At 64.1% G+C, this 19,391-nt stretch carries 19 protein-coding genes; 11 read left to right on the forward strand and 8 right to left on the reverse strand.

The window, feature by feature from the left end:
- Complete coding sequence (locus tag CKO25_RS08170; RefSeq protein ID WP_242467496.1) at nucleotides 1-621, forward strand: CreA family protein; 621 nt, start codon at nucleotides 1-3, stop codon at nucleotides 619-621.
- A 158-nt stretch (nucleotides 622-779) separates the two neighbouring features.
- Nucleotides 780-1,223: a putative 2OG-Fe(II) oxygenase gene (locus CKO25_RS08175; RefSeq protein WP_200387428.1), complete on the forward strand. Its 444-nt coding sequence runs from the start codon at nucleotides 780-782 to the stop codon at nucleotides 1,221-1,223.
- Between the two features lie 30 nt (nucleotides 1,224-1,253).
- Here the strand turns inward: CKO25_RS08175 and dksA are convergent, their stop codons facing one another.
- On the reverse strand, nucleotides 1,254-1,679 hold the full coding sequence (gene dksA, locus CKO25_RS08180) for an RNA polymerase-binding protein DksA (RefSeq protein ID WP_200387429.1): 426 nt from the start codon (nucleotides 1,677-1,679) through the stop codon (nucleotides 1,254-1,256).
- Nucleotides 1,680-2,388: 709 nt separating this feature from the next.
- Between dksA and CKO25_RS08185 the strand changes: the two genes are divergently transcribed.
- The 4 genes from CKO25_RS08185 (at nucleotide 2,389) to CKO25_RS08200 (ending at nucleotide 6,412) form a co-directional block, all read left to right on the forward strand.
- Complete coding sequence (locus CKO25_RS08185) at nucleotides 2,389-4,029, forward strand: TonB-dependent receptor (RefSeq protein WP_200387430.1); 1,641 nt, start codon at nucleotides 2,389-2,391, stop codon at nucleotides 4,027-4,029.
- A 90-nt stretch (nucleotides 4,030-4,119) separates the two neighbouring features.
- Nucleotides 4,120-5,022, forward strand: a complete 903-nt coding sequence (locus CKO25_RS08190) for a metal ABC transporter substrate-binding protein (RefSeq protein ID WP_200387431.1) — start codon at nucleotides 4,120-4,122, stop codon at nucleotides 5,020-5,022.
- Complete coding sequence (locus CKO25_RS08195) at nucleotides 5,019-5,621, forward strand: ATP-binding cassette domain-containing protein (RefSeq protein WP_200387432.1); 603 nt, start codon at nucleotides 5,019-5,021, stop codon at nucleotides 5,619-5,621. Before CKO25_RS08190 ends, CKO25_RS08195 begins: the two co-directional genes overlap by 4 nt.
- A complete protein-coding gene (locus CKO25_RS08200) occupies nucleotides 5,615-6,412 on the forward strand; it encodes a metal ABC transporter permease (protein WP_200387433.1) in 798 nt (265 codons plus the stop codon). The genes CKO25_RS08195 and CKO25_RS08200 overlap by 7 nt, the downstream gene beginning before the upstream one ends.
- 96 nt (nucleotides 6,413-6,508) lie before the next feature.
- Here CKO25_RS08200 and CKO25_RS08205 read toward each other — a convergent pair whose 3' ends face one another.
- Nucleotides 6,509-7,087: an NUDIX hydrolase gene (locus CKO25_RS08205; protein WP_200387434.1), complete on the reverse strand. Its 579-nt coding sequence runs from the start codon at nucleotides 7,085-7,087 to the stop codon at nucleotides 6,509-6,511.
- A 224-nt stretch (nucleotides 7,088-7,311) separates the two neighbouring features.
- Between CKO25_RS08205 and putP the strand changes: the two genes are divergently transcribed.
- The 4 genes from putP to phoR all read left to right on the forward strand — a co-directional run bounded on the left by putP (nucleotide 7,312) and on the right by phoR (nucleotide 11,249).
- The gene (gene putP, locus CKO25_RS08210) at nucleotides 7,312-8,811 is read left to right on the forward strand and encodes a sodium/proline symporter PutP (RefSeq protein ID WP_200387435.1); all 1,500 of its coding nucleotides are present in this window, start codon (nucleotides 7,312-7,314) and stop codon (nucleotides 8,809-8,811) included.
- On the forward strand, nucleotides 8,808-9,008 hold the full coding sequence (locus CKO25_RS08215) for a hypothetical protein (RefSeq protein WP_200387436.1): 201 nt from the start codon (nucleotides 8,808-8,810) through the stop codon (nucleotides 9,006-9,008). The genes putP and CKO25_RS08215 overlap by 4 nt, the downstream gene beginning before the upstream one ends.
- Nucleotides 9,009-9,156: 148 nt before the next feature.
- Entirely contained in the window at nucleotides 9,157-9,843 is a 687-nt protein-coding gene (gene phoB, locus CKO25_RS08220; protein ID WP_200387437.1) for a phosphate regulon transcriptional regulator PhoB, read from the forward strand.
- 38 nt (nucleotides 9,844-9,881) lie between these two features.
- Nucleotides 9,882-11,249, forward strand: coding sequence for a phosphate regulon sensor histidine kinase PhoR (phoR, locus tag CKO25_RS08225; protein WP_200387522.1), 1,368 nt, complete (start codon nucleotides 9,882-9,884; stop codon nucleotides 11,247-11,249).
- Between the two features lie 153 nt (nucleotides 11,250-11,402).
- Here the strand turns inward: phoR and ihfB are convergent, their stop codons facing one another.
- From ihfB to aroA, 4 genes are all read right to left on the reverse strand, one after another.
- A complete protein-coding gene (gene ihfB, locus CKO25_RS08230; RefSeq protein WP_200387438.1) occupies nucleotides 11,403-11,744 on the reverse strand; it encodes an integration host factor subunit beta in 342 nt (113 codons plus the stop codon).
- Nucleotides 11,745-11,831: 87 nt separating this feature from the next.
- Nucleotides 11,832-13,511, reverse strand: coding sequence for a 30S ribosomal protein S1 (gene rpsA, locus CKO25_RS08235; RefSeq protein ID WP_200387439.1), 1,680 nt, complete (start codon nucleotides 13,509-13,511; stop codon nucleotides 11,832-11,834).
- Between the two features lie 144 nt (nucleotides 13,512-13,655).
- A complete protein-coding gene (gene cmk, locus CKO25_RS08240; protein ID WP_200387523.1) occupies nucleotides 13,656-14,333 on the reverse strand; it encodes a (d)CMP kinase in 678 nt (225 codons plus the stop codon).
- A complete protein-coding gene (aroA, locus tag CKO25_RS08245) occupies nucleotides 14,333-15,679 on the reverse strand; it encodes a 3-phosphoshikimate 1-carboxyvinyltransferase (RefSeq protein ID WP_200387440.1) in 1,347 nt (448 codons plus the stop codon). The genes cmk and aroA overlap by 1 nt, the downstream gene beginning before the upstream one ends.
- A 146-nt stretch (nucleotides 15,680-15,825) precedes the next feature.
- Here aroA and yhbY point away from each other — a divergent pair, with 146 nt between their 5' ends.
- Nucleotides 15,826-16,128, forward strand: coding sequence for a ribosome assembly RNA-binding protein YhbY (gene yhbY, locus CKO25_RS08250; protein ID WP_200387441.1), 303 nt, complete (start codon nucleotides 15,826-15,828; stop codon nucleotides 16,126-16,128).
- A 119-nt stretch (nucleotides 16,129-16,247) separates the two neighbouring features.
- On the opposite strand, the gene CKO25_RS08255 is transcribed toward yhbY, so the two are convergent.
- Both CKO25_RS08255 and CKO25_RS08260 read right to left on the reverse strand, forming a co-directional pair.
- On the reverse strand, nucleotides 16,248-17,213 hold the full coding sequence (locus CKO25_RS08255) for a DUF368 domain-containing protein (protein WP_200387442.1): 966 nt from the start codon (nucleotides 17,211-17,213) through the stop codon (nucleotides 16,248-16,250).
- Nucleotides 17,214-17,320: 107 nt separating this feature from the next.
- Entirely contained in the window at nucleotides 17,321-19,234 is a 1,914-nt protein-coding gene (locus tag CKO25_RS08260; protein ID WP_200387443.1) for a BatD family protein, read from the reverse strand.
- Nucleotides 19,235-19,391: the final 157 nt, after the last annotated feature.

Consider the following 19,391-nt stretch of genomic DNA (forward strand, 5'->3'; position numbering starts at 1 on the left):
ATGTCTGATCCGCGACCGTCACGCCACCGACTGCGTCTGCGCCAGGAGTCGGCGCCCACCCTGACCCGCGGCGCCCGCCGCGCGGAGACCACTGCGATGCGGCCGCGCCAATCCCGTAGCTCGGTCGCCGTCCTGATCCTGCTGATCGGCTCGATCGGCTTCGCCGGGTTGCTCTCGGCCGAGGTCATCGGCAGTTTCTCGACCAAGTTCAAATGGCTCGGACCCAACGATCAGATCGTGATCGAGGTCTTCGAGGATGACGACATTCCCGGCGTTGCCTGCTATCTGAGTCGAGCAAAAACCGGAGGGGTGTCCGGTGCCGTCGGGATCGCGGAGGACACCTCGGACTCCGCGATCCACTGTGTTCAGATCGGCCCCATCGAGCTCGCGGAGGAGATCCGCAACGGCAAGCGCAACGGCGACGAGGTGTTCAAGAAGCGAACCTCGGTCCTGTTCAAGACGCTACAGGTGGTCCGCCTCTATGATGCCCCCCGTCACACACTGGTCTACATGAGCTACAGCGACCGGGTGATCGAAGGATCACCGAAGAACAGCATTACGGCCGTGCCCATCCGGCCCTGGCCGGATGGGGAGGACAGCACCTCCTCCGCGAACCGCTGAGTTGCACAGCGGCCGACCCGGGACGCGCCCTCATGGTGACTGCCGCGACACCATCCAGTCCCAGGCCTGACATCGAGCGCCTGCACTGTGGCAGCACCATCCTATACCGGTGCCGGCTGTCCGACGCAGCGCGACTCAATGCCCGGATTCACGCCAGGGTGTGTCGCTTGAGAGACGGTGATTTCACCGAGCGCAGCCATTTCGTCGGCGGCCGCTTCGAGAACCTCTATCTCGACCGCGACCGCATTCCAGAACTCGCCATCCTGCTCGAGCAGTCCCTGCGCCTCGCTGGCGCCATCCTTGAGCGTCCGCCCGAGCAACTCAGGTTTGGTTTTTGGCTGAACATCATGGCACCCGGCGATGCCACCTCCACCCACACCCATGACGAGAGCGATGAGTTGCTCTCCGGCGTCTACTATGTGGTCGCACCACCCGACTCGGGTGATCTCCTCATTCAGGACGAGACGGCCAGCATGCGGATCGCGCCGCGCGCCGGCACCCTGCTCTTCTTTCCACCGAGTCTTGCGCACGGCGTCGCAGCGAACCGCAGCGCCGCCACGCGCATCTCGGTCGGCCTGAATATCGGTCCAGGCCGCGCCTGATGGGTGACGTCATAGCCCGTCGATGAGGCCTCAGACCGCCCCGCTGAGCTGTTGCCGTTCCTTGATTTCACGTCGTTCCTGCGCTTCGACCGAGAGTGTCGCAACCGGACGTGCCTCAAGCCGCGCCAGGCCGATCGGCTCTCCAGTTTCTTCGCAGTAGCCGTAGCTGCCGTCGTCGATCCGTTTGAGCGCTTGATCGATCTTGTGAACCAGCTTGCGGCACCGGTCACGCGTGCGCAGCTCAAGGGCCTGATCCGCCTCGCGGGTCGCCCGATCAACGTCGTCACCCACCTCATGATGGGCACTGTCCCGTAACCCCGCGAGCGTGCCCTGCGCCTCCTCCAGGAGACTGTCGCGCCAGTTGAGCAACTTGGCGCGAAAATAGGCCAGTTGCTGGTCGTTCATGTACTCCTCATCGGGGCTCGGAACATAGTTGGAATTCAGCTCTTCAGCCATTGGGCTTGCCCTCCCCTCTTACTTGCAGCCTCGAAACCCAGAGACAGTCGTCAAACCGTTCATCACGCATTCAACCGCCTCGCTCCATCCCATGCTGTACCGCACCGGTCGCCAGTGTGCCAGTGTGCCAGTGCATCGTCCGATTCATCACCGAGAGCGGCATCTGTCCATTCCATCCTAGGGGCATCCGCAGCAGTCGACCCGGTGAACAGCGCCACCCGCACGCGACCGCACACCAGGAGACCACCGGCTCGGCACGAACGCGAGCCGGTTCGGTGATCCGCCATCTCTCACGGCACCTGCAATCATGCCACAGAGCGTTCAGCTTGGCCCGACCATGTCTCCACCAACCGGATCCACGCGCATGGATGGCAACGGTCCATCGCGCTCGGTGCGAACCGGGACGCTGCGATCGCCTTTTAGTGACCAAATTGGACTGTGATGACAGGACGCTGATTCTGCAATGCCGAGGCGTCCACTAACGGAGTCTCGGCCTGTCCCGTGTCAGGATCGCCGACAGGTCTTCAGGGGGCGAACCGCACTCAGTACGCCAACCCCTGGGATGCGGCCGCGGCGCTTCGATCCGCGGGATGTCGGTTGCAAGAGAAGATGTAATGATATTACATTATTTAGCGATACTGAGAGCAGGAATCCAGGTCGCGCTCACGACAGCGCATGAACACTCGCCCGCTTTTTCGGAGTTCAACCCATGCCAAGACCACTTGCACGGATCGCCATCGCCACGGCCTTGATGACGCCCGTTGCTGCATTGCCCTCAACGGAGCATGAGATCCGCGAGCTACGGTCGCTCATCGATGAGATGAAGACACAGTACGAACGTCGCATCCAGGAACTCGAATCGCGCCTCTCCAAAGCTGAGCAAGAAGCTCATCAATCCGCCCAGCGTTCCGAGGCGGCCGCGGCCCGTGCCGAAACGGCTGCACGGACCGCGGCCATCGAATCCCGCCCCATGACCGCGCCCACCGTGGTCGAACCCAGCGAAGCGCAGTCACCCAAGACCGTGTTGGGCGCCCTGACCTCCGGGACGGCCTTCAATCCCCAGATCTCGGTCTTCCTCGACGGAAACTATTATCACGACACCATCGGCGGCGAGGGGGGGAGCTTGGTGGGACGGGCGTTCCAACCCTCGCGGGTCTTCGGCGATCACGGACACGATCATGGACATGGCCATGATCACGGTGGTCACAGTCATGGCGCCCCGGTGAACGGCTTCAATTTCACCGAAGCAGAGATTGCGCTGACCGGAACGGTCGACCCCTATTTCGACGCCGCGCTGTTCCTCGCCGTGGACGGCGATGGCGGCGTCGAGCTGGAGGAAGCCTACTTTCAAACCCGCGCCCTACCGGCCGGCTTGCGGGTGAAGGGTGGAAAGTTCCTCAGTGATTTCGGCTATATCAACAAACAACATCCCCATCAGTGGGACTTCGCCGATCAGAACCTGCCCTATTTGAATCTCCTCGGCGACCATGGCTTGTTGGATACCGGTCTGCAGATCACCTGGCTGCCGAAGCTCCCGGTCTATACCCTGCTCGGCGTTGAAGCCTTTCAAGGCAATCAGGAGATCTTTGGCACGACCTTGGACGGCGGTGAGCAGACCGAGTTGGGACTCGGCCGCACAACAGATGGCCCCCGTCTCTGGACCGCGTTCGCCAAGGTCTCACCCAATCTTCCCACCCATCATGCCCTTCAGTTCGGTCTCTCCTATGCGCACAACACGCAGCATCAAGAGGTGCATGAGCACACGCATCAACACCGCCATGATGATCACCACGACCACGATCATGACCATGGACACGGACACGGACACGGACACGGACACGGACACGACCATTCTCACAGGGTCGTCGTCCATCGCAACGGACTCGCCGGCGATGCCTCGTTGTGGGGTGTCGACCTCGTCTACAAATACGATGGCGGCGGCGCATACGGCCATCGAAACCTCCTCTTCCAAACTGAATACCTGAGATCAATCAAAGACCTGACAGTGCGTTCAAGTGCGCATCCCGAGGCCATTGGATCGAATCGAACCTTCACCACCGATGGTCTCTATGCTCAGGCGGTCTACGGTTTCGCACCGCGTTGGACGACGGGGCTGCGCTATGACGTGCTCGGTCTTACCAACAAGATCAGTGGTGGACGCAACGACAGTTTCGGCTCATCGGACCGCTGGACCTTCGATGTCACCTGGAACCTGACCGAATTCTCAAGGCTGCGCGCCCAATACGCCTACAACAACATCCTCGAGAGCCCAGGTGAGCGGGAGCGCTTCGACGCCTTCTATCTTCAGTTCGTCATGGCTCTCGGCTCACATGGAGCACATGCCTTCTGACGAGGCCGGGCCGATGGGTCCGGCGCACCCGCAGTCCCGTGCGCGCCGGCACGCACCACTCGGATGACGATCACAAACGGAGTGAGATGTATGACGATCAGATCCTTCTCAATTGGAGTCCTCGCAGCCCTCCTGACCCTCACCGCATGGGGTTCGTTCGCCGCACCGCTCGAGGTGGTGGCCACCAGTCCCAGCATGGGCGCCCTCGCGCGCAGCATCGGCGCGGATCGCACCCGTGTCACCGTGCTTGCGTCACCGGATCGGGACCTGCACATGCTGCAAGCCAAGCCGACCATGATCAGGGCGCTACGCGATGCCGATCTGGTGGTCGCGATCGGCGCGGAGCTGGAAATCGGCTGGCTCCCCATGGCGATCGGCAGCGCCGCGAATCCACGCGTCCTGCCTGGCCAGCCCGGTTATTTCGAAGCCGCCGCGCAGGTCGACCTGCTGGACGTCGGCGCCCCGGCCGATCGCGCGCAGGGGGATGTCCACCCCGTCGGGAACCCCCATGTCAATATGGATCCCGAGCGCATGGTCCAGATTGCCCAGGCGCTCGCCGCGCAACTCGCCAGACTGGATCCAGCGGGTGCCGACACCTATCAGGCGAATGCTGAGCATTTCGCGCTGGCGGTGGCACAACGCATGCCCATTTGGCAGGAGCAACTTGCCGGTGCGCCCGGCGCGGTGCTCTATCATCGTGATGCCGTCTATCTCCTCGATCGTTTCAATGTCCCCTTGCTGGGGACCCTGGAGGAAATTCCGGGCGTGCCACCGACCGCGCGTCACGTGAAGGCCTTGCAAGATCAACTGCAAGGACGCTCGGGGATCATCATCTATGCGCCCTATCAATCGGTGCAAGCGCCAAACCGACTGGCTCGTGAACTCGGCTGGGAGGCCGTCAGTCTCACCCTGGAACCCCCCATGAACGCCGCGGGATCGGATTATCTCGACCACATCGATCGTTGGGTTCTGGCCTTGTCGCAGCCCCAGTGACGCCCGCCCTGCTGCGGGTCGAGGAGCTGGTCGCCGGCTACGGCAAGCCGGTCGTCGGCCCCGTCTCCCTGACGCTTGAACCCGGCGAGGTGGTCGGACTGTGGGGGGCGAACGGCAGTGGGAAATCGACTCTGCTCAACGCCATCGCCGAGCAGGCCGACATCCTCTCCGGTCGTATCCGCCGTGCCCCCGCACTGACGTTGGCCTATCAAGCACAGCACCCGGTTCGCCTCGCCACGCTGCCACTCACCGGAGCCGAGTTCCTCCGCTACGCCGACGCCTCCAGTACAGGGATGCCGGCCGCCTTGCAGCGGGGACTGCGCCGGCGCATCGATCGCCTCAGCGGAGGTGAGTACCAGCTCCTCTGCGTCTGGGCGGCGCTCGCCGGTCACGCCGAGCTCGTGCTGCTCGATGAACCGACGAACAATCTCGACCCCGAGCGCGAAACCCTGTTGGTAGAGATGCTGGCCCCCGGGCGAGCCGCGCCGGGTGTTGCGGTGAGGGCGACCCGAGCGCGGCGCGCAGTCCTGGTTGTCAGCCATACGCGCGCCTTCCTTGAACGGGTCTGCTCCCGCGTTATCGAGATCACCGGATGCTAGCGCTGCTGTTCGACCCCTTGTTTCGGCTCCCGCTGATCACCGGCGTCCTCATCGCCCTCTCCCTGCCCCTCATCGGTGCACTGCTGATGCTGCGGGAAGAGTGGCTGGCCGCCTTCGGACTCGCGCACCTGGCGGCCGCAAGCGCGCTGCTGGGTCTCGCGATTGGGATCCCGGCCGTCCTCGGCGGCCTCCTCGGAGCGGTTGCCGGGGGTGCCTTCAAGTTTTTGACCCAGGCGCGTGGCAACCTGGTCTACGGCTTCATGGTCCTGCTCGGCTGGTCGGCACTCGGCCTGATCGCGGCCAATACGACCCTGGGTGCGGCACTCGGCCACGCCCTGATCGAAGGCCAACTCTATTTCGCCGGCCTCCTCGAGGTCGCCGCCGCCGCGCTACTGGCGGTGATCACGCTGATCATGCTGCCGCGCCTGATGCCAGCCCTCATCCGTGCCCGCCTCTTTCCCACGCACGAGCTGGCGAACCGCCTGCCGCGACACCGTTGGCACCTGCGTTTCGATTTACTCGCCGCGCTCGCCATGGCGATCGGGACCGCGACCATCGGGCTCATGGGCGCCTTTGCCTTGGTTCTGGTCCCAGCCTGGATCGCCTTTCGGGTCGCCCCCGGATGGCGCTGGACGCTCGCGCTCTGCGCCTTGTGCGGTTGCGGAGGCTATCTGCTCGCCTACCTGCTGGCACTGCGGCTCGATCAGCCATTCGGACCCTTGCTGGTCGCGGTCCTCCTTGGGTTCGCCGCGCTCGCCGCTGCCGTGCCGTGCGCGAGACGCCCGCTCTGAAGGGGGGCGCGTCGGTGCTGATTGTCAGCCGGACCCTAGATGGCTCCGGGCCGGAGCCGGTGGAGGGCGAGTGCGCCGGCCGAGGTTGCCCACGCCTCAACAGCCCGCGTTCTCCGAGAGGGTCGCGAGCGTGTTTTCGATGACACCCCGGGCACGGTAGAGACCGATCAAGGTCTTCGCATCCGTGATGGTCCCGTCATCACACCAGTCGAGGGCCTGGGCAAGTGACAACCAATGGACCTCGATCAGCTCATCCGGCTCATGCGCGAGCGGTTTGCGCACCAAGCCCCGTGCCAGCCAGAGGGTGACGATCTCGGTGAAGACGCCGGGTGAGCTGTGCATCCGCCCGAGGTCCGTCCAATGTTCGGCGAGCAGGCCGGCCTCCTCGGCCAACTCACGCGTCGCGCTCCCCAGCGGGGTTTCGCCCGCGTCGAGCTTTCCCGCCGGGAGTTCCCAAAGCCATCCGTCGGCGGCATGACGGAACTGGCGCAGTAGACAGACCCGGTCTTGGTCGTCCAAGGCGACCACAGCGGCACCACCGGGATGGCGGATGATCTCCAAATCGACCTCGCGCCCCGGCGGCTGCTCCGATGGCAGACAAACGGTCTCACGGGTAACCTCGATCACGCGTCCCTCGAAGATGGGCTCACGCTTCAGGATCCGGGCAGTGGACATGGCAAAGCTCCTCACATAGCAGGCGGGCGGGCGCTCAGGCGTGACCGCTTCACGCGGCACGGCAGTCAGGCCGCGGTCGCCTTCTGATCGCCGATGCCCGCGCGATCGTTTCGGTTTGGAGTGAACAGCCCGCGGGCACTAAACTGGCGAACCGAGCCGGACTTCTCCTGGACGGGGTTTTCCAAGACAACACGACCAATCGACGACCCGAGCGGATAGCGAACGTGACACAGAATACCATCCTCCTGAGCCTCACCTTCGCGGTCTATTTCCTGGTGGTCGGCCTGATCGGCTGGTACGCCTATCAGCGCACCAAGGATCTGTCGGATTTCATCCTCGGCGGTCGGCGACTCAGCAGCGGCGTCGCCGCCCTGAGCGCGGGCGCCTCGGACATGAGCGGCTGGCTGCTGCTCGGACTACCGGGGTTCGCCTATGCCGCCGGACTGGAGTCGATCTGGCTGGCGGTGGGTCTGTTACTCGGAACCTGGGCGAATTGGCGACTGGTTGCGGCACGACTGCGCGTCTTCAGCGCGGCCTATGGCAACGCCTTGACCCTGCCAGAGTATTTTGCGCGACGCTTCGAGGATCAGGGCGGCTGGTTGCGCGGGGTCGCCGCGTTCTTCATCCTGCTCTTCTTCCTGCTCTACACCAGCGCGGGGCTGGTCGCTGGGGGAAAACTGTTCCAGTCCGTCTTCGGGCTTCCCTATCTCTGGGCGGTCTCGATTGGGGCCCTCACCATCATGCTCTACACGGCCGTTGGTGGCTTCTTGGCCGTCTCTTGGACCGACGTCCTCCAGGGTGTGTTGATGGCGCTGGCCCTGGTGATCGTCCCCTGGATCGCCTTTTCCCAGGTCGGTGACCCGACGCTGGCCTTCGAGGTGATCGAGGCAAGCAATCCCAACCTCCTCGACCCCTTCACCCGGGCCGATGGGACCGCGCTCGGCATCCTGGGCATCCTCTCGCTCGCGGCTTGGGGTCTCGGTTATTTCGGTCAGCCTCACATCCTCGCCCGCTTCCAAGCCATCGCCTCGGCACGTCAGGTCCCGCTGGCCCGCTGGATCGCGGTGAGCTGGGTCGCCGTCACGCTCACGGGCGCGACGCTCACGGGGCTGGCCGGCATCCTGATCATCGAACAACCGCTGACAGCCGAGGCCCGCGAGACGGTCTTCATCCTGATGGTTGATGTGCTGTTCCATCCGCTGGTCGCCGGCTTCCTGCTGGCCGCGATCCTGGCGGCCATCATGAGCACCGCGGACTCACAACTCCTGGTCTCCTCATCAACCTTCACCGAGGATCTCTATCGCACGGTGCTGCGTCGCCAGGCTGGAACACGTGAGTTGGTGGCCGTCGGGCGCCTCTCCGTCCTGATTGTGGCCGCCGCGGCCTTTTGGTTCGCCATGGACCCCGAGGCCATGGTGCTCGACCTGGTCGCCTATGCCTGGGCCGGTTTCGGTGCGGCCTTTGGACCGGCTTTGGTCCTGTCACTCTACTGGCCGCGAATGACTGGACTGGGTGCGCTCGCCGGGATCACGATCGGCGGTTTGACCGTTCTGGGCTGGCGTCAACTCGATGGCGGACTCTTTGATCTCTACGAGATCGTCCCTGGAATACTCTTCTCGACCCTCGCCATCATCCTGATCAGCCGCCGCGATCAAGCTCATCACAGCCGCTTGAGCGCGCGGTTTAAGAAGGTCGAAAAGATGCTGCGCAAGGAACTGGCATGAGACCAACCAGCGGGGACCCGAGCGACGATGAAGCAGTGCGACGTGATGGGTCGTCACGCCAGCCCCAGGAGCAGACCGAGCTCTTGATCGCCTACGGCCATGATCTCGAGCGGCTGCCGCCAACCTGTGACCTGGGGGTGAAGACCGCGCGCTTGCAGCACTGGCTCGCACAACGCGGGATTCGGTATCCCGGCTGAGCGGCGCCTTGACGGATCGGGTGCGCGAACGGCCCCGTCCGTGACGGTCATCGGTTTGTCATCGGTTGGCCATAACATAGCGCCAAACGGAAACGGTCGTGGCGCATCGGGCGGCCCCGACCATCCACTGAGGTACGGGCAAACAACCATGACGACCATCCTCGTTGTCGATGACGAGCCAGACATCCGTGAACTCATTCGTTTCGCGCTCGAAGGCGCGGGGCATCGTGTACTCGAAGCAGGCCATGCCGATGAGGCCCGGCGCCTGCTGGGCAGCGACAGCCCGGATCTGATCCTGCTCGACTGGATGCTCCCGGGCCGCTCCGGTCTCGAGTTGGCTCAGCAACTGAAGCAGAATCCCAAGACTCGCACCGTGCCCATCATCATGGTGAGTGCGCGTGGTGAAGAGGATGACCGCATCAAGGGGCTCGAGACCGGCGCGGATGATTACATCGCCAAGCCCTTCTCACCGCGCGAGCTGGTGGCCCGTGTCAAGGCGGTGTTGCGGCGGGCGCGTCCCGATGATCTCGCCGACGACATCGAAATCGGGGGGCTGCGCATCGACCATATCAGTCATCGCGTGACCGCGTCGGGCCGCCCCATCGAGATCGCACCGACCGAGTATCGCCTCTTACACTTTTTCATGACTCATGCCGACCGCGCCTTCAGTCGTTCGCAACTGCTCGACCACGTGTGGGGGGATCAGGTGTACGTCGAGGAACGAACGGTGGATGTGCACGTTCGGCGATTGCGCAAATCACTGGAGCCGTCTGGTCACGACCGACTGCTGCAGACGGTGCGTGGTGTTGGCTACCGTTTCTCGGACAAAACCTGACAGGCTTGGCCAGTCAATCATACAGCCGCGGCGGGTCTTTGCACGGCGCATTCCGCGAGGAAATCGCGCTCTTGGCGATCACACTTGGCTTGGCCATTGGGCTGGGACTGCTGTTCGCACATGGATCTTGGTTCGCGCTTGCCCTCATCTTGGCCTATCTGCTGCGCCATCTCTATCGCCTCGCGCATCTCACCCTGCTCATCCAGCGCCACCATCGCCTCGCCCCGCCCTTTCCGAGCGGTCTCTGGGGCGAAATCTATCGCGCCATCGCGCAATACCAGCAACGTGGTCGACGCGGACGCAAGCGCCAGATTCGCTTCACCCGGCGCTTTCGCGAGGCCGCCAATGCCGTTCCAGACGGATTGGTGATCCTCGACAAACAACATCGGATCGACTGGGCCAATCCAGCCGCGGCTGAACTGATGAACATCCACTGGCCCGCGGACGATGGCCGGGCGATCCTCGCGATCCTGCCGGACACCGACCTGAAGCAATTCATCGACACCGGTGACTATCACAAGCCCATGGATTTCGCGCCGGCACACGATCGCGCCCTGATGCTCTCGTTGCGGATCACGCCATTCGGAGAGCGCAAGCGACAACGTCTGCTGGTCGCGCGCGACATCACTAAAATCTACCATTTGAACGTGATCCGACGTGATTTTGTCGCCAATGTCTCCCATGAGCTGCGCACCCCGCTCACCGTCATCGCCGGCTTCCTGGAGAATCTCGTCGAGGCGCCCGCGACCCCTCTCCCACACCGTCGCCCCCTGTCGTTGATGCAGCATCAGGCCAGCCGGATGACCTCCATCATCGACGATCTCTTGACCCTCTCCCGTCTCGAGATGCAAGAGCGCCCGGAGCGGCTCGAACCGATCGACATCCCTGATGAGCTGACACTGACGCTGCAAGACGCCCAGGCCCTGAGCCAGGGTCGCCATCATTTCGTCACCGAGATCGACGAGGATCTGCTGCTGTTCGGCAATCAACCCGAATTGCGCAGCGCCTTCTCCAATCTGATCTTCAATGCGGTCAAACACACCCCGGAGGGAACCGAAATCCGGGTGTCCTGGAAACGCACACCCGATGGGCCCGAACTCTGTGTCCGCGATCGTGGCCAGGGGATCGAACCGGAATTCCTCCCCCGACTGACCGAGCGTTTCTTTCGCGTGGACAAAGCCCGCTCGCGCGAATCAGGTGGAACCGGGCTGGGTCTCGCCATCGTGAAGCACATCATGAATCGTCATGATGCCCGGTTGCTGATCTGGAGCGAGGTCGGTGAAGGCACGGCCTTCACCTGTGTCTTTGCGGGCAACCGCGCCCTCACCCGCCCCCTCGGGGCCAATGATCCAGCACCCATCAGCCGAATGGTCCCGCGAGGGATAAACAAGGCCGCGTCAGGATAGAGCGGATCGACCGCACGGTTGCAGCGCGGTGTGGGAACAGGCGAGTGGATCCGTGGGGGGTGGCGACTGCGGCCGCTCAATCACCTGGAGACCGACCGAGCGGTGCGGGTGCCGGCGGCGTCCGCTCGATGCGATCTGATCAGTGAGGCGGGATCAGCGTGAGGACGCGACGAGCGGAATGGGATCGTCCGCCAAGTCCTCGCGCTCATTCTGGAACGCGTGATTGACACGATCGCGCAACTCCTTGCCCGGTTTGAAGTGCGGGACGTGTTTGCCGGCCAAGGCCACAGCATCACCTGTCTTAGGGTTACGCCCGATACGGGGCGGACGATAGTGCAAGGAGAAACTGCCGAAACCTCGGATTTCGATCCGTTCCCCCGTGGCCAGCGAACTGCTCATCCGCTCCAGGATCTTGCGCACGGCTTCCTCGACATCCTTGTAGGGGAGATGGTCCTGTGCCGCGGCCAGGACCTCGATCAGCTCTGATTTCGTCATGGTATCGACTCCAGGAGAAACAAGGCGGGGCCACCACCGCGGCCCCGTTTCATAGACAGACGTCACACAACAACCAACACGTCAGGATCAGTTCCCGCGTTGTGCTTCTTCCATCTGCTCCTTGAGGAGATCACCAAGCGTGGTCGCGGTGGACGCATCACGAGAGTAACCCTTGATCGCGGCCTGCTCCTCTTCGACGTCCTTAGCCTTCATGGACAGCGAAATAGTCCGATTTTTGCGATCGACGCCGAGGAACTTGGCCTCGACCTCTTCCCCGGGCTTGAGCACCGAGCGCGCATCCTCGATGCGATCGCGGGAAATCTCGGAGGCACGCAAGTAACCTTCGACGCCATCGGCCAGAGCAATGGTTGCGCCCTTCGGATCGACCTCGATCACGGTTCCCGTGACCACGCTGCCCTTCTCGTGCAAGGCCACGAAGCTGGAGAAGGGATCCTTGTCCAACTGCTTCACACCCAGTGAGATCCGCTCCCGCTCGGGATCGACGGAGAGCACCACGGTTTCGAGTTCATCGCCCTTCTTATAGCGACGCAGTGCCTGCTCGCCCGATTCATCCCAGGAGATGTCGGACAGATGCACCAGTCCATCGATGCCGCCATCGAGTCCGATGAAGATGCCGAAGTCGGTGATCGACTTGATCTTCCCGGAGACATGGTCGCCCTTCTTATGGGTGGCGGCGAACTCATCCCAGGGGTTCATGGCGCACTGCTTGATGCCGAGCGAGATGCGGCGCCGCTCCTCGTCGATATCCAGCACCATGACCTCGACCTCGTCACCGAGGGCGACCACCTTGCTCGGATGGATGTTCTTGTTGGTCCAATCCATCTCGGAGACATGGACCAGACCCTCGACACCCTCCTCGATCTCGACGAAGCAGCCGTAGTCGGCGATGTTGGTGACCTTACCGAAGACGCGGGTGCTCTCGGGATAGCGACGCGAGATGTTGACCCAGGGGTCCTCGCCCATCTGCTTGAGACCGAGCGAGACACGCTGCCGCTCACGGTCGAACTTGAGCACCTTGACGGTGACCTCGTCGCCGATCTCGACCACCTCGGAGGGATGTTTGACACGACGCCAAGCCATGTCCGTGATGTGCAGCAGGCCATCGATGCCGCCCAGATCCAAGAAGGCGCCGTAGTCGGTCAGGTTCTTGACGATCCCCTTGACCTCCATACCCTCCTCGAGATTCTTCAGGAGCTGTTCGCGCTCGGCGCTGTACTCCTCCTCCACCACGGCGCGGCGCGAGACCACCACGTTGTTCCGCTTGCGGTCGAGCTTGATGACCTTGAATTCCTGCTCCTTGCCTTCGAGGTAGGTGGTATCACGCACCGGACGCACGTCGACCAATGATCCCGGCAAGAAGGCCCGCACGGTTCCCAGGTCGACGGTGAACCCGCCCTTGACCTTGCCGTTGATCATGCCCTTGACCGTATCGGCGGCCTCGAAGGCCTTTTCCAGATGGTCCCATGCGGCGAAGCGCTTTGCCTTTTCGCGAGACAGACGCGTGACACCGAAGCCATCCTCGACGGCATCGAGTGCAACCTCGACGTCATCGCCGACCGCCACCTCGAGCTGCCCATCCGGGCCGATGAATTGGTTTCGTGGAACGACGCCCTCGGACTTGAGGCCCGCGTTGATCACCACATTGTCGGACGTGATCTCGATCACGGTCCCGATAACGATGGTCCCCGGCTGCAGCTGGGTGGTGATCAGACTTTGTTCAAAGAGTTCGGCAAAGCTTTCGGTCATGAGATGAAATGATCCTGAATACGGCGCGCTGACCCGTTCCATTCGGGACGAGGGAGATGAATGTCATGAATAGGCCGGCGCATTCGGCGCCGGCCCGACCATGCCGGCAGGCGCACGCCCTTCGCGGGCAGCGCTGTCGGCCTTCTACGAGACCAGTTCCGGGAAGACGCGCCTCACCTCTTCCAGGACCCGATCGAGCACTTCTTCAATGGACATCGCACTTGAATCGATCAGGATCGCATCCTCGGCGGCACGCAAGGGGGCCACGGGGCGACTGCGATCACGCGCGTCACGCTCGGCGATCTCCATCACAAGGTCGGGGAGGTTAGCATCCATTCCCTTTCCTTTCAACTGTTTATATCGACGATCCGCGCGCACTTCAGCACTGGCGTCGAGAAAAATCTTCAATGGGGCCTGTGGAAAAACAACGGTACCCATGTCCCGTCCGTCGGCCACCAAGCCCGGCGGACGCGCCCGTGCGCGCTGCCAGTCGAGCAAGGCCGCGCGCACCGGCGGATGCGCCGCCACCCGCGAGGCCGCCTGGCCCGCCTGTTCGGTGCGAATCGCCTCGGTGACGTCGTCCTCGGCAAGCCACACCCGGCCCGCGCGGAAGTGAACCGGCAGCGCGCCAGCAAGATGGGCGACGGCCGCGGCATCCGTCAGCGCCAGCCCCTGGCGCTGCGCCGCCAGGCCGAGGACGCGATAAAGGGCGCCACTGTCGAGACAATGCCAGCCGAGCCGCTCGGCCAGTTGCTCGGCCAAGGTCCCCTTACCGGTTCCGGAAGGCCCGTCGATGGTCACCAGGCGCGCACGAGCGTCCATCATGCCTGATGCTCATGGATGTCCAACCCCACGCTGGCCGCGAGATCGACAAATCCGGGAAACGAGGTCCGCACGTTCGCGCAATCACGGATCGCGATCGGCCCTTGAGCACGCAGTGCGGCCATCGCGAAGGACATGGCAATGCGATGATCCCCGTGAGTCTCGATGGCCTCATGCCGTCCAGTCGTGTCCGCCTCGGTCGAACCGAAGGTGCCACCCTGGATGCGCATCCCATCCGGCAGCGTTTCGACCGCGATGCCGAGTCGGGTGAGACCGTCCGCCATCACCTGGATGCGATCGCTCTCCTTCACCCGCAACTCCTCCGCCCCGGTCAGCAGCGTCTCACCCTCGGCACAGGCCGCAGCAATGAAGATGGCTGGCAGTTCATCAATCGCTAGTGGCACCTGATCGACCGGGATGCGAATCCCGCGCAGCCGCGCATGGCGCACCCGGATGTCCGCGACCGGTTCACCGCCCGCCAGACGTCGCTCGAGGAGTTCGATATCCCCCCCCATGGCACGGAGAATGTTAATCACCCCTACCCGCGTCGGATTGATTCCAACCCCCTCGAGCAAGAGATCCGAATCCGGCGCGATACTGGCGCCCACGAGAAAAAAGGCCGCCGAGGAGATGTCCGCCGGAATCGACAGGCGACAGCCGGTGAGCCGCCCACCACCGGTCAGACAGACGCGAGCCGCGCGACGCCGCACCGAGTAGCCAAAGGCAGTCAACATCCGCTCGGTGTGGTCGCGGGTCGGGGCCGGCTCGGTCACACAGGTCTCGCCCGTGGCATAGAGACCGGCCAAAAGCAGGCTCGACTTGACCTGAGCGCTCGCGACCGGCATCGGATAATCGATGCCCTGGAGCCCGGTGGTCGGCTCTAGGGTCAAGGGGGCGGTGCCGGCGGGCGTCGTGCCGATGCGCGCGCCCATCGCGCTCAGCGGTTCGGTGACCCGACGCATCGGCCGCTTCGAGAGGGAGTCATCACCGACCAGCGTGACGGGAAAGGACTGACCCGCCAGCAAGCCCGCGAGCAAACGCATGGAGGTCCCGGAATTGCCCATATCGAGCGGACGATCACTGGCCCGCAGTCCCCGCAGGCCGACACCCCGGACCCACACCTGCCCCTGGTCTGGTCCCTCGATCCGCACCCCCATGCGCCGAAACGCATGCAGGGTCGCCAGCGCATCGGCGCCCTCGAGGAATCCGCTGATCCGCGTCTCGCCCTCCGCGATCGCCGCCAGCATGATGGACCGATGCGAAATCGATTTGTCGCCCGGCACGCGCAAGCGTCCGCGCAAACGACCCCCTGGCTCAACCAGGTAACGGAGATCCAATTGTCCCAACGTGACGTCCTCGCGCGCGACCGAGCACTGGAAAACCGGTTATCTTAGTCGTGCGTCTGGTATTGGTAAACTACCCGATGATGCACGCCCATGATCTGTGGCGGAGCCCACCCAACCTTCCGTGTCCACCAACGAATCACGACATCATGCCGATCACGACCAAACAAAAACGCTGGCTGAAGCAGCAAACTCATCATCTGAAGCCCGTCGTCACGGTCGGTCAGCATGGTCTGACCGATGCGGTCCTGGCGGAACTCGAGCAGGCCCTGGCTCATCATGAACTGCTGAAGGTGAAGGTCAGTGCCGGTGACCGCACCGAGCGCGACGCCGCCATCACCGAGATCTGCGAGCACACCGGCGCGCTCCTGATCGGGCGCATCGGCCATATCGCCTCGTTTTATCGCCACAATCCGCGGAAGCGCGACCCCTTGGCCCTGCAGGATGGCTGACGCGGATGGCTTCGAAGGGAGCCTGAAGCGCCCCCGGCCCGACCACGGGGGTGCGGCGATCTGGCGTGATCCGATCGGGCCTGATCCGCGGTCGGAGCACCAGCGGGCGCGGCGCCGCCTCAGTGCGCTTCGGGTTGCGGGCCGAACCGATCGAACGCCAACACCAGCAGGAACCCCAGCAGACAGGCGATCAGCACCCCCAGCACCAAGGGATCGCCATCATAGTTCGCGGGCAGCACATTGACCTCCGAGAGGATCTTCGCGGGGGTCACGCCATCCGCTGCCAACACCACCTGCCCCGAGTGGTCCCGCAGCCAATCGCTCGGGTTGCGCCAGGGATAGAGCTTGTTCAGCGAACCGACCAAAAAACCTGTCAGGAGCGCCAGCGTGAGGCTGCGATACCGTTTGAAGGTCCAGGACAGGATCCGCGACATCGTCATGAGTCCGACCAGACACCCCAAGGCGAACACCGCGAGCGTGATCAGCTTATCGAGCGAAAAACTCACCAGTAGACCCTTCAGGGTGTCTTGGATGATGAACTGATACATCCCCAGCAAGAGCAGCATAAAGCTCCCGGAGATCCCCGGCAGGATGAGCGCGGAGATGGCGATCGCACCGCACAGGAACACGAACCAGAGTGCATCGTTGCCGCTCGCCGGCGAGAGCAGCGTCACCAGGAAGGCCCCCACCGCGCCCAGGACGAACAGCGCCCACTCACGCCAACCATGCCGCTCGATCCGCCGTCCCATATAGAGGATCGACGCCAGGATGAGACCGCAGAAGAACCCCCAAATGAGGGGCGGATAATGATCGAGGAGCCAGGAGACGCCAAAGACCCCGAGCAGGATCCCGATCGCCATCCCCAGCAGCAGCCAGGTCAAAAAGGCGCCATCGATCGCGCCCCAGACGCCGGCCAAACCGGCCCGCCGTGACACGCCGAGAAGACTGGGACCGAAGGCCTTCACCGCATTGATGAGGCGCTCGTAGATTCCGGTAATGAAGGCGATGGTGCCACCCGAGACACCGGGAATCACCTCCGCGACCCCCATGGCCGCGCCTTTCAACAGCAGGCTGAACCGCGACATCGTCACTCCCCTCGTCCATTCGCACCGTTTGATCCCTGACATCTTCTCATCCGCTGCGTGACGACGAAAGGGCCAGGACGGCAACACGCGCCGCGTCGCCCGGGCGCTCAGCGCGCGGAGGGATAGAGCGCGGGCAACACGGCCGACTCAGGCGACGTGACCGGTGCGGTCAGCGCACGCAATCGTGGCTCGAGCACGCGCCACGCCAAAGGGCCGTCCCAGTCCTGCCCGTCGCGGTCCAGCTCCGAACGCTCGGCATAGATCTGACGATCCAGTTCCAGCAGGATCCGCATGGCCTCGGCATCCGCCAGACGCTCACCGAGCGCGGCTAGCCCCCGGGGGGCCGCCGATCCCCATTGCAACCGCGCCCACTCGAGCAGGGCCGCGCGCGCGGCCCGTGGATCATGGACCAGGCAGGCCCGCTCAATCGCGCCGCGAGCATGACCCGGCGACCCGCTCAGCGAGCGCGTGCGCGGATCACCTGCATCGCCCCGCCCACGCCACACCTTCTCACGCACCAGCGTCAGCAGCCACCCGCCTGCGAGCACGGCGGCGATACCAGGCCAGAGCCAATCCGCGAGACGGGCTTGAGACTGCCGCGAACCAGCCGACTCGCCCCCCCCGGGCCCCGCCGAGGACGTCGGTTCGAGCGGCTGGAGTGCATCGCCCGCCGCCTGCGCGCGGTCCCGATCGGCACCGGGCGCGGCCGTGACCTCGATCCGGCGCGCCGGGATCACGGCCACCCGCGGTTCATCGGTCCGGGTATCCCACCAGGGCACGCGGACCTCGGGCAGGGTGAAGATCCCGTCCTGGACCGGCATCATCGCGACCTCGAGTGTTTGGAGCGCAACCGGCGCGCTCTGTCCAGGCAGATCCTCGACCGCCACCTGATCGGGATAGGACTGGATTCCCGCGACCGCCGCCAGTTCCAAGGGGGGCAGTTGCGCCGCGGTGAGCCCACGCGCCGTCAGGGTGACGACCCGTGTCACGGGTTCACCCACCGTGAAGCTGGGGGTCGTTGGAACCCACTCCTCGGTGAGTTCGAGCGACTCGGCCGGCAACCAGGGCGAGCTCGCCCCGTCCGGCTGGGGACGAATCGTGACCTCGACATCGGCGGCGCGCTCGAACAGACGCCGGCCGGGAGGAACCATCGTCAGCCCGGCAAAGGGCGCGCCTGCGAACAAGCGATCGCGATCCGCCCCGGATCGCTGCGCTCCCCGCTGTTCCATCACGGCGTCCAAGCGCGGGCCACGAATCTCCAAGGAGCCGCTTTGAAAGGGCACAATCAAGAAGCGGCGCTCGATCACCTGATAGCGCTCACCATCGACCATCTCGGAAAAGCCGGCGTCCTCGCCGAGACGCTCGATGCTCGCCCCGACGACCACCGGGTCGGACAGCGTCGCCCGTTGCAAGGGTTCGCTGAAGTAGATGCGCACGACATATTGAAACGGCTGCTGCACGTAGGGCTGTGCGTTCTCAACCGACGCCACGACAAAGAGTGGGCGTGGGCGGTCGGTCTCCGCGCCCGGCCCGGCCAACTCCGCCACCGTGATGGCGATGGCGTCACTCGCGACCCCGTCCCAGGTGAGCGGTGGGATCTCCAGCGTCCCAGAACGGACGGGCAAGAGTTCGAGGCTCAGTTCACGGGTGTGAGAGATCACCCCACCGATCACGGTCATGCGCTCGCCCTGGCTGCGACCGAGGATCTCGAAATCAGGCTCGAGCGGGCTGAGATCGGGCTCGCCGCGGCCTCCCGCACCATCGCGGATGAGGCGCAGGACAAAGGTCTCGTTGGCCGCAAGCTGGTGACGATCAACCTCGGCGCGCACCGTATCGGCCCAAGCGAGCCCGGTCGCGCTCATCAGGCCCGCCAGCAGCAGAAGCCCACACAGAACCCGTCTGGCGGCTCGTTGCGTGACCCGCGCGATCGGCACGGAGTCCGGCCACCCCACCCATGCATGCTGGATCACCCACCCAAGCGGTCGTGGGGTTACGACCGGTGACAAGGCTTGCTGTTTCATGAATGACACGCTCCTGTCCAGACCATCCATCCAACCTGCAACAAGAGGATGCGCGGTTCGTTCGCGACGCGCGGCGCCACATGCGTGCGGTTGGTGCCCGCCGGGTAAACCACGAGCCGGCCGCCCACTCGGATATTCATCAGGGGCAGCGCGACCC

The sequence above is a fragment of the Thiocapsa imhoffii genome (genome assembly GCF_016583985.1).
Lineage (GTDB): Bacteria > Pseudomonadota > Gammaproteobacteria > Chromatiales > Chromatiaceae > Thiocapsa > Thiocapsa imhoffii.